The 14770-nt window shown below is 58.6% G+C and carries 15 protein-coding genes; 11 read left to right on the top strand and 4 right to left on the bottom strand.

Features of this window, described 5'->3' with window-relative positions:
- Positions 1–162 precede the first annotated feature (162 nt).
- Positions 163–960, top strand: a complete 798-nt coding sequence (locus tag G5S37_RS12330) for a type 1 glutamine amidotransferase domain-containing protein (protein WP_165204264.1) — start codon at positions 163–165, stop codon at positions 958–960.
- 99 nt (positions 961–1059) lie between these two features.
- On the opposite strand, the gene G5S37_RS12325 is transcribed toward G5S37_RS12330, so the two are convergent.
- The 3 genes from G5S37_RS12325 to G5S37_RS12315 form a co-directional block, all read right to left on the bottom strand.
- Complete coding sequence (locus tag G5S37_RS12325; RefSeq protein ID WP_240914860.1) at positions 1060–2457, bottom strand: sigma-54 dependent transcriptional regulator; 1398 nt, start codon at positions 2455–2457, stop codon at positions 1060–1062.
- Positions 2458–2496: 39 nt separating this feature from the next.
- The gene (locus G5S37_RS12320) at positions 2497–2862 is read right to left on the bottom strand and encodes a response regulator (protein ID WP_165204261.1); all 366 of its coding nucleotides are present in this window, start codon (positions 2860–2862) and stop codon (positions 2497–2499) included.
- Positions 2863–2962: 100 nt separating this feature from the next.
- A complete protein-coding gene (locus G5S37_RS12315; RefSeq protein ID WP_165204258.1) occupies positions 2963–3592 on the bottom strand; it encodes a response regulator transcription factor in 630 nt (209 codons plus the stop codon).
- 251 nt (positions 3593–3843) lie between these two features.
- On the opposite strand from G5S37_RS12315, the gene G5S37_RS12310 reads away from it, so the two are divergent.
- The 8 genes from G5S37_RS12310 (at position 3844) to G5S37_RS12275 (ending at position 11663) form a co-directional block, all read left to right on the top strand.
- Positions 3844–4044, top strand: coding sequence for a hypothetical protein (locus G5S37_RS12310; protein WP_165204255.1), 201 nt, complete (start codon positions 3844–3846; stop codon positions 4042–4044).
- An 87-nt stretch (positions 4045–4131) separates the two neighbouring features.
- Positions 4132–5187 carry an NAD(P)-dependent alcohol dehydrogenase gene (locus tag G5S37_RS12305; RefSeq protein ID WP_165204253.1) on the top strand — a complete coding sequence of 352 codons (1056 nt, stop codon included), beginning with the start codon at positions 4132–4134 and terminating at the stop codon, positions 5185–5187.
- 49 nt (positions 5188–5236) lie between these two features.
- A complete protein-coding gene (locus tag G5S37_RS12300) occupies positions 5237–5665 on the top strand; it encodes a heme-binding protein (protein WP_165204250.1) in 429 nt (142 codons plus the stop codon).
- 447 nt (positions 5666–6112) lie between these two features.
- A complete protein-coding gene (locus G5S37_RS12295) occupies positions 6113–7636 on the top strand; it encodes an ATP-binding protein (protein WP_165204247.1) in 1524 nt (507 codons plus the stop codon).
- Between the two features lie 162 nt (positions 7637–7798).
- Positions 7799–8833 (top strand): L-glyceraldehyde 3-phosphate reductase, encoded by a 1035-nt coding sequence (gene mgrA / locus G5S37_RS12290; protein WP_165204244.1) that lies wholly within the window; start codon positions 7799–7801, stop codon positions 8831–8833.
- Positions 8834–8880: 47 nt separating this feature from the next.
- Entirely contained in the window at positions 8881–10281 is a 1401-nt protein-coding gene (locus G5S37_RS12285; protein ID WP_165204241.1) for an aldehyde dehydrogenase family protein, read from the top strand.
- A gap of 89 nt (positions 10282–10370) precedes the next feature.
- A complete protein-coding gene (locus G5S37_RS12280; protein WP_206026419.1) occupies positions 10371–11060 on the top strand; it encodes an alpha/beta hydrolase in 690 nt (229 codons plus the stop codon).
- A 60-nt stretch (positions 11061–11120) separates the two neighbouring features.
- Complete coding sequence (locus G5S37_RS12275; RefSeq protein WP_165204236.1) at positions 11121–11663, top strand: FUSC family protein; 543 nt, start codon at positions 11121–11123, stop codon at positions 11661–11663.
- Positions 11664–12159: 496 nt separating this feature from the next.
- Here the strand turns inward: G5S37_RS12275 and G5S37_RS12270 are convergent, their stop codons facing one another.
- Positions 12160–13131, bottom strand: coding sequence for an alpha/beta hydrolase (locus G5S37_RS12270; RefSeq protein ID WP_343229936.1), 972 nt, complete (start codon positions 13129–13131; stop codon positions 12160–12162).
- Between the two features lie 553 nt (positions 13132–13684).
- On the opposite strand from G5S37_RS12270, the gene G5S37_RS12265 reads away from it, so the two are divergent.
- Positions 13685–13975: a putative quinol monooxygenase gene (locus G5S37_RS12265; RefSeq protein ID WP_165204233.1), complete on the top strand. Its 291-nt coding sequence runs from the start codon at positions 13685–13687 to the stop codon at positions 13973–13975.
- 32 nt (positions 13976–14007) lie between these two features.
- Positions 14008–14679 carry a type 1 glutamine amidotransferase domain-containing protein gene (locus tag G5S37_RS12260; RefSeq protein WP_165204230.1) on the top strand — a complete coding sequence of 224 codons (672 nt, stop codon included), beginning with the start codon at positions 14008–14010 and terminating at the stop codon, positions 14677–14679.
- Positions 14680–14770 lie beyond the last annotated feature (91 nt).

Below are 14770 nucleotides of genomic sequence, written 5' to 3'. Positions count from 1 at the left end.
CATTATCAAACAGGTGGTTATGCAGAATAACACACGTGGCATCTGCTTTGCTTAAGAGGATGGCGGGACATTCGTCCTCACAAAACCATGCGTGGGCTGCCGCCATTCCAGCCGTGGTCCTGCGCTTCGTCATAACCCCAAAAACACAGACCGACTGAATTCATGAAAACCGTGAACACCATCCTTCTAGCCGGCGCTATCAGTGCGCTCGCCGCATTCGACGCCGCAGCTCAGGGGAACAGCTCCTACGAGCTGGATGTCATCAATCAACTCGCCACCAAGACGGCCGTCTCCACGATGCCCGTCTCCCAGTTGCTCAATGCCCCGGGCAATGAAGCCCTGAAAGCTTTCTTCTTCACCCCAGTGAAGGATGCGACCCTGCTCAAGGGGAAACGCATCGCAGTGCTGGCCGCGGACGGCTTCGAGGAGATCGAGCTGACGGGACCCGTGTGGTATCTCAAAGCCCTGGGCGCAAAAGTTGATATCGTGGCGCCGAAGTTCAACCCCGCTCCAGCAAGATACGGCCTCAGCACGCCGGAGATGGCGAAGGATCACATCATGGCGATCCAGTATCTCAACCCCGTCGGCTGGCTCAAGGTCGACCGCACGGCTGACAAAATCAAGGTGGACGAATACGATGCCATCTTCATTCCCGGCGGCGCCTGGAATCCCGATAACCTGCGCTACGACAAGGACGTGATCCGCTTCGTGCAGGAGTTCAACAAAGCTGGCAAACTGATTGCCGCCATCTGCCATGCCCCGGTCGTGCTGGCATCCGCGGATATCCTCAAGGGCAGGAAACTCACCGGCTACTGGAATATCCAGAGCGATCTCACCAATGCAGGTGGACAGGTGCTGGAGCAACCCGTGGTGGTCGACGGCAATCTCATCACCAGCCGGCACCCCATCGACGTGGCTGATTTCTCCATCGCCCTGAAGGACTGGCTTATCAAAAAATAGAGAACCTCCAAGCTCAGGCTCCGGGACGCAGGTCCCGGGGCCATCGTCATCCCAGCAAAGCCGGAGACCATTCACTCCGGCCCGCGTTAAGAAGCAGTCCTACCGCGTCGCCGCGTCGCGACTCAACCCCATCTTCTTGATGCGTGAGATCAAGGTCGTGGGCTTGACTCCCAAAAGCTCCGCAGCGCCGCTGGGGCCTCCGACTTTCCAGCCGGTCTTGTTCAAGACGACGCGCAGATTCTCGCGCTCACGACGCTGAATTTCCGGCTCCGTCATGAATTCCGGTTCCGCCTTGTCCTGGTTCAAGGAACGCGGCGAGGGCAAAGCCGGGGCCTCGGTCGTCGTGGTCGGAAGGTCGAACTCAAGCACCTTCCCTCGTGCCAGAATGGTGGCGCGTTCGATGACATTGCGCAGTTCACGGATGTTGCCCGGCCAGTCGTATTCCTGCAATCGGATCACGCCCGCTTCGGTAAGCCGGGGCTTCGTGCACTTCATCTCCTTGGCGAGCAGCTCCACGAAGTATTTGGCCAGCATGGGAATATCCTCCCGTCGATCGCGCAGCGGACTGACCCGCACCGGGAAGACATTCAGTCGATAGTAGAGGTCTTCGCGAAACCTGCCTGCAGCCACCTCGGCTTTCAGGTCGCGGTTCGTCGCCGCGACCACGCGCACATCCACCCGCCGCGTTCGTTCCTCCCCCACCCGCTCGAACTGCTTCTCCTGCAGGGCGCGCAGGAGTTTGCTTTGGAGTTCGAGGGGGATTTCGCCGATTTCATCCAGGAAGAGCGTCCCGCCATTGGCTGCTTCAAAACGTCCCATGCGGTCCTTGATGGCCCCGGTGAATGCACCACGCGCGTGCCCGAAGAATTCGCTCTCATACAACTCCTTTGGGATGGAGGCGCAATTCACACGCACGAGGGCCTGCTCCTTGCGACGGCTGAGCTTGTGGATCTCACGCGCGACAAGCTCCTTCCCCGTGCCCGTTTCTCCCTCGATCAGGACGGTGGAATCGGTCGGTGCCACCATGGAAATTTGTTTGATCAGCGTCCGATAGCCGCCACCGATTCCGACAATCTCATTGGATTGTGCCGATGACTGGTCTTTCGAGCGATGGCCGCCGTATTCGCGGGTGAGCAGACTCTCCTGAACGGCGTCGAGCAGCTCCTCAGGATCGAAGGGCTTCGTCAGAAATTCAAATGCGCCCGCCTTGATCGCACGTACCGACATGGAGATATCACCATGGCCTGTCAGGAACACGATGGGGATATGAGGCTCACTCCGGAAAAGCTCGCGCTGCAACTGCAGACCGCTCAACCCCGGCAACTCCACATCCAGCACCAGGCAGCCAGGTGGCTCGCCACGGGAGCGCGCCAGGAAATCATCCGCGGAACCATAGGTCTCCACGCGCAATCCCTCCGCACGCAGCAATCCACGGACAGATTCCCGGATGGAGACATCATCATCAACTACACAGACGAGAGCGTCGACATTTCTCATGACACGTATCGGGTCGGGGTGTTTTCCATGGCGAATCGACTAGCTGGACAGGGCGCGATCGATCGCCTTCAACAAGGATTCCTCACTGAACGGCTTGAGCAGGCAGTCCACCGCACCGGCGGCCTTCAAGCGCGCGGCATTCTCATCTCCGTGCGCCGTGATGAAGATGATGGGAATCTTCTGCCCCCGCGCGATGAGTTCCCGCTGCAGCTCAGGTCCACTCATCCCGGGCATGCAGACATCGAGGATGAGGCAGTCCGCCGTGGCCAGCGCATCCGACTCCAGAAAACTTTCGGCGGAGGAGAACACCGCATGCCCGTAGCCGAGAGATCTCAGCAGGCCCTTGAGCGACTCGCGGAGAGATTCGTCGTCATCTACCACGGAAATGAGGGGCACCTTGGTCATCGGATATACTTTCCACCACGGTGCCTCTTTTCGCGGTTAGCCGCTATTATACCTAGGTCTCATGAATGGAGGTACCGCAGGCTTCGAGTGTTCCAGTCCTTCACACCCGTCGTTCCAGTTTTTCCGCCATGCGCACCAAATCGGCGAGTGATTCCGCCATCATCTTGCGCATCACCCGGCCACGATGAGTTTTCACAGTGATCTCCTGCGTGCCCAGTTCCGCCGCCACCTGCTTGTTCATCAACCCCTGGACCACGAGAGTCATCACCTCGCGTTCGCGAGCAGTCAGCGTTTCGTAGCGAGCGCGGAGGGTGCTTGATTCAGCACGCCCCACGAGAGCTTCCCGATCACGGGCGAGCGCCTGGTGAATTGCATCCAGCAGGACATCCTCGCGAAAGGGCTTCGTCAAAAACTCCACGGCGCCCGCCTTCATCGCCTGCACCGTCATCGGAATATCACCATGGCCCGTGATGAAGATGATGGGGATGACGCGTTGCGCGTCGAGAAGCACGCGCTGAAGTTCAATGCCACTCAGATCCGGCAAGCCTACATCGAGCACCAGACACGACGGCTCCTCCGGCAGCGGTCGCCGGAGAAACTGAGCAGCGGCAGAAAACGTCTCGACCCGCAGCCCGACAGAACGAACCAGGCCACTGAGCGACTCGCGTATGGACGGATCATCGTCCACCACGAAGACCGTAGGCGGTTTCTCAAGCTTGCTGTTTGCCATCGAAAATTTGAGGGATGTGCATGGAGCTCTCTACACCGGAGTTTGGTCTGTCACCACTGCATCCATGGATGATTCAGTTTGTGCACGAGTCAACGCGTGACTGGCAGCGACATTTCGTAGGTCGCGAAGTTTCGAAGTGATTCAGTGCGCAGGCATCAATTTCTCAACAGCCTCGCCGTGAGTGATTAACCGCCGGCCATCACTGATGGCACGAAACGTGAACCTCATGATGCAGACCACCCCTCTGCACCATGAATGCCAAGCGTCTCTCTTTTGCCGAGCTCCAACAGGAGATGCTGGAGGCTCTCCGCGACCAGAATCCGAATTGGGTGCAGCCCGACGGCGCCTCGCCCATCTACGACAACTACGAGGCACGACTCACCGAACTCCTCGGCCTCAGTGCACCATCCGCGAGTGGAGAGGTGCACCCGAGCGAAAGGAACTCTGGCTGACCGGGCCTCCATCCACCGTCAATGCCAGCGCTCCATCAGGGCCATTCAACATTTCAGCCAACCCACAACAGTAGAAAGAAAAAAGACATGAAAGCAGCCCGCATACACGAATACGGCAAGCCTCTCGTCCTTGAAGACATCCCTGTGCCGGATATCCAGCCCGACGAAATTCTCGTCAACGTCAAGGCCTGCGGCATGTGCCGTAGTGACGTGCTCCTGGTGGACAAGTTTTTCCAGGGTTATGGAGACATCAAGCCTCCCGTCACCCCGGGCCATGAGATCACCGGCATTGTCAGCAAGATGGGCGGAGCCGTATCGAAGTCGGCGGGATTCGAGGAAGGCGACCATGTGGTCGTCGCCCCAGGATGGGGCGATGGCACCTGCCGCCATTGCCTGGTGGGGAACACCCAGATCTGCACTCACGTGCGCTGGCCCGGGTTTGGACTTCATGGCGGGTTCGCGGAGTATCTTCCCGTCCCGGCGCGCTATGCCATCAAGGTGGAGCGCCGTCTGAAATTCGAGGAACTGGCGCCGCTCACCGATGCGGGTTTGACCCCTTATCGAGGGGTGAAGAAACTCCGCGATGCCGGGGCACTAGGCCCGGGCCGGGTCATCGGAGTTTTTGGCGTCGGTGGACTTGGCGTATACGCGGTGCAGTATGCCAAGCTCCTCGGAGGAGGCGCGTTGGTCGTTGCCTTCGCACGCAACCCCGACAAACTCGCAATCGCGAAGGGCTACGGGGCCGACCACGTCATCAGCATCAAGAACAAGACCCCGAAGGAGGTGGCTGCGGAACTCACCAAGGCCACAGGCCAGGGTGATCTCGATGCCATCATCGATTCCGTGGGTGCTCCGGAGATGATGCAACTGGGATTCAGCCTGCTGGGCATCTCCGGTCACTATGTCGATGTCGGCTTTGTCGGCGACCGCATCGATATTCCGCTCTTCCCACGCGTCTCCCGCGAGCAGACCTTCCATGGTTCGTTCTGGGGAAACAATGCCGACTTGACCGAGGTCATGGCCCTGGCCGCACAGGACAAGATTCGCCATACCATCAAGACCATCGCGTTCGAGCAGGTCAACGAATACCTCGACCTGCTGAGAACGAATGAAGTCGTCGGACGGGCGGTGATCAAGTTCTGACCACCGCACAGGCACGCCATCAACTAATCCTTCGAAAGCAAAGCTCGCCATGACGCACTCCTCCCCTGCTGAACTGTCTCTCGATCTGGCCACTCTCATCCTCAAGACAGCGACTGAGAAGGCCGGCAGCCTGGGAGTCCAGGTGAACATTGCCGTGGTCGATGCCGGACCCAACTTGAAGGGCTTCATCCGCATGGATGGAGCCCTTCTGGGAGCCATTGATGTCGCGCTGAAAAAAGCCCGCACCGCCTGTCTCTTCGAGACGGAGACAGGCGGCATCGGCGAGCTCTCCCAACCGGGCGGCCCGCTGTACAACATCGAGCATTCCAATGGAGGTCTCATTTCCTTTCCCGGTGGAGTCCCCCTCAAGTCACCGGATGGAGTGGTAATCGGCGCGATTGGAGTCTCCGGCTCGACCGTGGAAAACGATCGCGCCGTGGCGCTGGCAGGAGCGGCGGCGAGTGCTCCTGGTCCTTGACGCAACTCACGATCGCATCGACTACGGACGTCTGTGCCGTTTGCAAAACGTCTTATGTATTGCCTGCTGCCTCGCCCTCATTTGTTAGCTACGCGGCAGACCGCCACTCTTGAGGGTCGCCTGCCCTTTGGGGCATTCCGACGACCCGATCACTGCTGGTGGCGCCCGATTGCCGGCGTGCTTTTCTGCGGAATCGCCTTCGCCTGTCCGGCGACAGCCCAATCCGTCAGCGCACCATTCGCTACTCAGCGGCGGCCTACCTTGCATGGCAAGGAGAGCATCGAGATCGTGATGAACGGAGACTCATTGCCCACGCTGGGGCTTCCGTCCGTTTCTTTGCCGCCAGTCTCGCAACGCTTCACCATCTACATGACTCCGGAGCGCCCCAGACGGCGGCGGTATCAATTGGAGGGCGTCGATTCCAAATGGAAAGAGAACCCCTGCGAAATGTCCATCACCCTGCGTTTTCTCAACGCGGCGGGACAGCCGCTGCAGCAGGACTCGGAAGCCATCAAGGGTGAAACGCAGGGTTGGAATGGCAGCCTGCAAACGCCTGTCTTTGTGAAGCGGAAGATGACAGCGACTGCGCCCCCAGGCGCGCACAGTTGCTGGCTCGTGATCTCCTCGGCGGGCCCACCGGATACGCTCGGCACTCTTCTTATCAAAGGTGTGAAAATCAGCAGGACTCGCACTGGTGGGCTGCCAGAACTGATCATGCGCGCACCGGTGGGTCACGACCCGCGTGTGCGGGGGCCCGTGCTGCCGGCACCCACGGGTTTCACGGCGGATGGCAAACGTCCGAAAATGGCCAGTCTCCTCACCCTGACATCGACCCTGCCCGATGGGCAGCCGGAGGAATGCTTCGCGATTATTGATGATGATGCCAACGGACACGCGGAATGGCGGACAGGAGCAGATAACGCTCCTGCAGTGAGTGAAGGTGACCGACTGGACTTGGAGTGGGAGGAGGCCAGCAGTGTCAGCGGAGGGTTTATGTGGTTTCAGGATTACAGACGTCCACCGCCAGGGACTTATCAGTTCCGCGTTCGTCCCATCGACCTGCAAGGTCAGCCTGATGGGGAAGAGACGACGCTGGAAATCATCATCCTGGCACCCTGGTGGCAACAGGGATGGGTTTGGGCGCTGGCGGTGGCGGGAGTGGGCGCGCTCGTGTTTGCCTTGAGTCGCTACATCGCGCACCAGCGCCTGCGTAGTGAACTCGCCCGCATGAAGGAAGTCGCCCTGCGCAAAGCTGAAAACGAGCTCACCCGCATGGCACGCGCGACTGCGCTCGGGGAGTTCACTGCATCGATCGCGCATGAGATCAGTCAGCCCCTCGCAGGCATCACGACCAATGCCAGTGCCAGCCTCCGCTGGCTGAGCCCCGATCGATGCGATATCGAGGAGGCGCGCGCCGCGACGCAGCGGATCATCGGGGACGCGGACCGCATGGTTCAGATCGTGGTGCGCATCCGTGCGCTGCTTGCGAAGGAAAAACTCATCCGCGAATCCTCAAATATCAACGCGGTCATCGAAGAGCTGCTGCCCCTGCTGGAGACTGACATACGGCGCCGGGGTGTAGAGCTGCAATGCTGCTTGAGTCCCGACCTTCCAGAAGTGGCCATCGACCGCGTGCAGATTCAGCAGGTCATCATGAATCTGGTCATCAATAGCCTTGATGCGATGAATGGCATCTCAGATCGGCCCCGCGTGCTGCGCATCCATACCGGAAGGGATGCGGAAACGCTGGTGGTCAAGGTGGAAGACTCTGGCACGGGGCTGGACCCTGAAACCGTCGGACGCCTCTTCGAGCGCTTCTTCACCACCAAACCGGAGGGGCTGGGCATGGGCCTTGCCATCTGCCAATCCATCGTAGTCTCCCATGGTGGACGCCTCGTGGCGATTTCCAATCCAACACACGGTGCGACGTTTCAGTTCACGTTGCCCATCGACACGCGGCTGATTCCTTGATGGGAGACAGGTGAAGTTTCGTTTTCACGTTCGCGAGAACTCGCAAAGAACGAAGTTTCGCAGTCCACGCCTGGACAGCTTGCATCGGTGCAAGGCCCTCTTGCTCAGGCGACCATTGCTCCCGGAAGCAGATGGCACGGAAAGTGACTTGGTAGTCGCATCATGCTCGCGACCTACCATCCAAATCCAACACGATACGAGAGTGCGAAATTCCGCCGCTGCGGAAAGAGCGGCCTGTCACTGCCAGCCATTTCATTGGGGTTCTGGCAGAACTTCGGTGGCGTGAATGTCTTCGAGACTTGCCGCGCAGTAGTCCGGCGCGCGTTCGATCGCGGAGTGACGCACTTCGATCTGGCAAACATGTATGGACCTCCGAACGGCAGCGCTGAAGAGAATCTCGGGGCCATCTTAAAGAAGGACTTCGGAGGTCATCTGCGTGACGAGCTGCTGATATCCACGAAGGCCGGATATGGGATGTGGCCGGGACCTTATGGCATCGGCGCTTCGAAGAAGCACCTCATCGCCTCGCTCGACCAGAGCCTGCAGCGACTGGGCGTAGAGTACGTGGACATCTTCTACGCCCACCGCCCGTGGCCTGAGGAACCGATGGAGGAGACCATGTCAGCGCTGACTCAGCTCGTGAAGCAGGGAAAGACCCTGCATGTGGGCATCTCCTCCTACAGCCCTGAGAGGACCCGGCGTGCTCACGAGCTCCTGAAGAGTGAGGGCATCCACCTACTCATCCATCAACCCTCCTACTCCATGCTCAACCGGCATATCGAGGAGGGCCTTCTGGATGTCCTCGGTGAGTTGGGTGTTGGCTGCATTGGATTCTCCGCGCTGGCCCAGGGTCTGCTGACGGACAAATACCTCAGCGGCGCTGCGCCGACAGGCCGCGCGCTCGATGGTGGGACCTTCCTGCAGGAGTTTCTTTCCGAGAAGAATCTCAGCAACGTCCGCGGACTGGCTTCCATTGCCCGGAAGCGTGGACAGACGCTCGCCCAAATGGCCATCGCCTGGGTCCTGCGCGATGCCCGCGTGACTTCAGCTCTGATTGGCGCTCGCAGTGTCGACCAACTGGATGACTCCCTGGATGCGCTGAAGAATCTGGAATTCAGCGCCGAGGAGCTGGTGGAGATCGATGCGTTCGCCAAGGACGCTGGAATCGATCTGTGGCGTGAGACCTCTCAGCTATGACGGGGACCAACTTAACGAGCAACCACACCTCAACAACGGAGGCCACCATGATTGAAATCGTCCAAGCATACGACCGAGCCCTCATCACCACGCTCAAGACCGACGACGCAGCAGCCCTTGAAAGCAAGCTGTCAGCAGCACACCGTCTCTTTGCGGATCGCAAATCCTGGCTCAAGCCCTTCGAGAGAATTGCAATTCTCCGAAGGCTGAGCACGCTGTTGGAAGGCAAGCGTGCACACTTTGGTCTCCAGATTGCGCGTGAAGGTGGGAAGCCTCTCACGGACGCTCTGGTGGAAGTGGATCGCGCCATTGATGGAGTGCGGAATGCGGCAGACATGCTCCGCGTCGCTGGTGGTCAGGAGATACCCATGGGGCTCACGCCTGCGAGCTCAAATCGTCGCGCATTCACGATTCACGAACCCATCGGCGTGGTGGCGGCAGTCTCTGCCTTCAATCATCCGCTGAACCTCATTGTGCATCAGGTCGCACCGGCCATCGCCACCGGCTGTCCTGTCATTGTGAAACCGGCATCGGCCGCTCCGCTCTGCTGCTTTGACTTTGTGGCGCTCACCCACGAGGCGGGACTTCCGCCTGACTGGTGTCAGACGTTTCTGCCCGAGAGCAGGGAGCTTGGCGAGAAGTTCGCAACGGACTCGCGCATCGCGTTCTTGAGCTTCATCGGTTCCGGCCAGGTAGGGTGGCATCTCCGCTCGAAGATTGCGCCGGGTACGCGGTGTGCCTTAGAGCACGGAGGCTCTGCGCCTGTGATTGTCGATCGCCATGCAGACCTTGAGCAGCTCATCGAGCCCTTGGCGAAAGGCGGATACTACCACGCGGGGCAGGTCTGTGTATCCGTCCAGCGAATCTATGTGCATGCAGACTTGGAACAGGAGTTCATCGAGCACTTCGCCACCCGTGTAGCCAAGTTGCAGGTGGGTGATCCCACAAAACCTGAAACAGAGGTAGGCCCCCTCATCACGCCACGTGAAGCAGACCGTGTGGTGGCCTGGATTGATGAGGCCGTGAATATGGGTGCCCGACTCATTGGCGGAGGACGACTGAGTGAAACGACTCTGCGCCCGGCCATCCTCGTGGACCCCCCTGCGGACGCCAAAGTCTCGACTCATGAAATCTTTGGACCAGTGACCTGTGTCTATCGCTACACCGAACTCGATGACGCCATCGCGCGGGCGAATTCCCTGCCAGTTGCGTTCCAGTCGAGCATCTTTACGCAGGACCTGAGGACCGCATTCTACGCCGCAGAGCGCTTCGATGCCTCCGCGGTGATGATCAACGATCACACGGCATTCCGGACCGATTGGATGCCCTTCGCGGGTCGTCGTGAGTCCGGCTACGGCATCGGCGGCATCCCCTGGACCATGCGGGAAATGACGTCCGCGAAGATGATTGTCATTTCGGAATCACCCCAAGTACCAACCCACACTTAACACCCCACCTGCATATGAAGCTAACCATTGCCTTAACTGTCGTCGTCTTCTCCCTGCTCTCGAACGCCCTTGGCCAAAACGAAAAACCCATGAATGCAAAACCCACCATTGTCCTCGTCCACGGTCTGTGGGCAGATGGTTCCTCCTGGAACAAAGTCATCACTCCTCTGGTCGAGGACGGATTCGAAGTCATCTCCGTTCAGAATCCAACCACCACCCTGGAGGATGATGTGGCTGCGGCCAACGCGGCTATCGAGCGCGCCAAAGGAGACGTGATTCTGGTGGGCCACTCCTGGGGCGGATTTGTCATCACCGAATCCGGAGCGCATCCTAAGGTAAAAGGCCTGGTCTATGTCGCGGCCTTCGCTCCGGACAAAGGGGAAACCGTGCCGACACTCAGCGCGAATGCAGCTCCGACCAAGCTCTCAGATTTCCTCAAGGAGACCAATGGCCTCCTCACGGTTTCCAAGGAAGGAGTTTTCAAAGTGTTCGCCGGGGACTTGCCGAAGAGCGAGCAGGAGGTGATCTACGTGGTGCAGCAGCCAGCTTCCCCCAAGGTCTTTGCCGGAGTGGGCCAGCAGGCGGCATGGAAGACAAAGCCTTCGTGGTATGTCGTCGCCTCACAGGACAAGACCATCAATCCTGAGCTCGAAGCGTGGATGGCCAAGCGCGCCAAGTCGAAAACGACCGTCCTCGAAGCCAGCCACGTGGCGATGCTCTCCAAGCCCAAGGAAGTGCTGGAAGTCATCCTGGATGCAGTGCAGAGCACCAGCAAGTGACGCGTGAAATGTGATGACAAGTGATGCATGAAATGTGATGACAAGTGATGCACGCGGAAGATGAGCCGTCACCTCCCCTCTCACGCCGGAAACGAAAAGGGAGAACTCCCCTCGCTTGAAGACGCGGTCCGCACTGCAGTGGCGGCCACCGCGTCTTTCTTCGTCGCGTATCTGGCCCAGATGCCGGAAGCCTACTGGGCCACCATCGCCACACTGGTGGTGATGCAATCCACCCTGGGTGCGACGCTGACCCTGTCAATTGGGCGTATGGTGGCCACGGCGCTCGGCGCAGTATGCGGTGCCGTGGAGGCCATCTACTTCGGCGCCAATCTGATTGCTTTCACCGTCGCGGTCTTCGTGATGGGCTTGTGCTCCATCGCATTGAGATTGGAGAAGACAGCATATCGCTATGCGGGAATCACGCTTGCCGTGGTCGTGCTGATTCCGCATGCGCATTCTCCGTGGATGACAGCGCTCCATCGGTTCATCGAAGTCTCTATTGGCATCCTCGTCGCTCTGGTGGTCGCAGCACTATGGCCAGAGCGTGAGCAAGGAGCGCTGGCGACTTCGAACAGCGACAATGCGAAGAAGCAGGAGACTTAGTGTAACGTCTCGTGAGTGTGTCCGTGGAATGGGCTGCAACCTTCCTTGCCGTGAACCGCCTTCCGCGAGGCGCTTTGGAGTACTCGTGCGACCTCGTGGCAGACTCACTAGAGCATTTCAAAAGATGACATGGCCGCTTTCAGGCTTTGATAAGAAGCAGTTGGAAGCACCTCCCAATGTTGAGGAGCAATATTCAGTGGATATTGCAGCTCGCAGAGCGACGACCGAATCTTAGCCCGGCCTTTCAAGGCCGGGTAGATGGTAGATTATCAGTGTCGCAGAGCGACACCCGAACCCATGACCTCACCCAAGACTCACCGGTTCGGGCATCGCTCCGCGACGCAAATGCCACTACTTAAAGTGCTCTGAGTGCATGTGCGATCTCGCAGCAAACACACGAGACGACTCAAAGAGGCAATCCCGCTGCGATAAAAAAAGCAAGGGCCGGAGCCAGTTTTCAAACCAACTCCAGCCTCCCATGCCATACTACGGCGCATCAGCGGGTGACTCGATGCTTCTTGAAGAAATCCTTGATGCGAAGGGCAATCTCTTCGCCATGTGTTTCCAGCGCGAAGTGGCCGGTATCCAGCATGTGTGTTTCCACGGTCTTCAGATCACTCTTGTAAGGAGCGGCACCCTCGGGAGGGAAGATGACATCATTCTTGCCCCAGACGATCAACGCCGGCGGCTGATACTTGCGAAAGAACTCCTGAAACTGAGGATAGAGTCCCACGTTGGAGCCATACGAGAGGAACAGGTCCAGTTGGATTTCCCCGTTGCCCGGGCGGTCCATCCCAGCCTGGTCGAGAGTCCAGGCAGTGGGGTCCAGCAGGGTGAGATCAGCCACGCCATTCTCATACTGCCAGCGCGTCGCCTTGGGTTCTACAAGGAAGTGGAGCACCTGCCGCTTTTCAGGCGTCGGCTCCTTCCAGTAGGCCTTCACCGGATCCCAGAACTTGAGAAGCCCTTCCTCATAAGCATTTCCGTTCTGCACAATCAGCGCTCTGACACGCTCCGGATGGCGCAACGCAAGTCTGTAACCGACCGGCGCCCCGTAGTCGAAGAGGTAGAGTGAGTAGCTGGTGAGTTTCAGTTGGCCCACGAGTTTCTCGACGACATTGGTAAGATTCTCGAAGGTGTAAGCGAACTCTTTCCTATCCGGCATGCTGCTCTGACCAAAGCCGGGGTAGTCAGGTGCAATGACGTGAAACGAAGTAGCGAGCTTGGGGATCAACCCACGAAACATGTTCGACGACGTCGGAAACCCATGTAGTAGCAAGATGGTTGGCGCATCCTTCGGCCCTGCTTCACGGTAGAAGACATCGAGTCCATCCACCTTTGCTGTGTGGTAGTGAACCGTCGGCACAAATGCCGTGGAGGCGCTTGGAGATTCTTCGGCGCGTGCTGATGCGACGGCGAGCGATATAGCCAGCAGGCACGACGTTGTACTCTTAAGAAGGCAACGGATGCCCGGTGATGGGCGGAGGCTGGCAATAGGATATCGAGTTTCCATGGTAGTATCAGGCTTGATGATCTGCCGGGCACTCTGGCGCTCTGCCAGTACTGGAAGCCCCGGTGGTTCCATCATTCATTGCTCATCGCGTGCCATGGCCTCCAGCGGTCAGTAAGGCGCTGTGGAACAACAACATCGTTTCAGTGATGAAAAGTCACATCTCAGTTCGAGATTCCGACAAGGACGAATCTTCGTCACGAACTCGCGCGAGATTTCGCTCGGTGAGCGCAGCATCGACCCTGCTCAGTGGCCGTGAGATGCCTGGACCCGGGCTCTTCACCTCTCGTGGTGAAGCACGCCGGAATTCGCGTCAAGACACACGAAAGTTCGCAGGCGACGAGATTTCGAAGACGTTCGGCACCAGTCGCATGGTGCGTGTAACGCGCTCACGGCTAGTGGATTGACTCTCGCAAAAATCGGTTGGCACACAAAATGACCTGAGTGGTCTCAAACAAGGGCAACCACGCATTCAACCGCAGAGCCCCGTTGATTGAGAGGAGACGCAACCATGGAAAGAGAAGTCATCGCCATTTGGAAAGTCAGGGCATCGGAAACAGAGAGGGTCCTCGGGCTGCTGCCAGCGTTGGCGGCACAGACGAGGGGTGAAGAGGGAAATATCTTCTACTCCGTCTATCGGTCGGAGACTGACCCCAATGAGTTCATCCTGCATGAATGCTATGCCGACGAGCATGCAGCCGATGCCCACCGCAAGTCGGACCACTACCAGAACATCGTCGTGGCCGAAATCATTCCTCATCTGGAATCCCGGACCGTGACGGTCGTGAAAAAGCTTCTTTGAATCAGTGAATCGTTATCAACCCCGCATCCATTATGTCCAAGAAAATTCTTATCATCGTTTCGAATGCCAATGTCATCGGACCACACAACCGGCGAACGGGCATCTTCCTTCCCGAGGTGGCGCATCCGTATGCCGAGTTCGACAAGGTCAAGTATCAGGTCGACTTCGCGAGCCTGACGGGAGACACCCCGTACCTCGATGCACTCCATCTTGCCAATGATCCTGCGAACCTGGCTTTCCTCGTGGGCGATGGATGGGCCAGGATGCAGAAGGCCAAGAAGCTATCCGACGTCGATGTTCGCCCCTACGATGCGATTTTTATCCCAGGTGGTCTCGCACCCATGGTCGACATGCCCGAGCATCCGCTGCTGAAGCAAGTCGTGCGCGAGACCTATGAGCGTAAGGCCGTCGTAGGCGCCGTGTGTCATGGCCCGGTCTCATTGTTCAACGTCAAACTGAGCGATGGCTCCTACATCGTGAAAGGCAAGAACATCACCTCATTCACGAATGAGGAGGAAGAGAACTACGCCAAGACCGACGTCCCCTTCGAACTGCAAACAGCCCTCACTGCCCAGGGCGCCATATTTCACACGGTGCCCCCCTGGCAACCCAACAGCATCACAGACGGACTCCTCGTCACCGGCCAGAACCCAGCGTCCGCCCAAGGAGTCGCCCAGAAGATGATCAAGCTGCTGGAGCCCTGATGCCCCTCTGAACGAGCGACCCAGCCAGCCGCCACAAGGCTGGAACACAAAAGCAAGTCCGCCGGGAGCTTACTCGGCGGACTTTTTTTGA

It is taken from the genome of Roseimicrobium sp. ORNL1 (assembly GCF_011044495.1).
In the GTDB taxonomy this organism is placed as follows: domain Bacteria; phylum Verrucomicrobiota; class Verrucomicrobiia; order Verrucomicrobiales; family Verrucomicrobiaceae; genus Roseimicrobium.
Note: the sequence above shows the minus strand (reverse complement) of the source record. Positions and strands in the feature narration are given on the sequence as shown.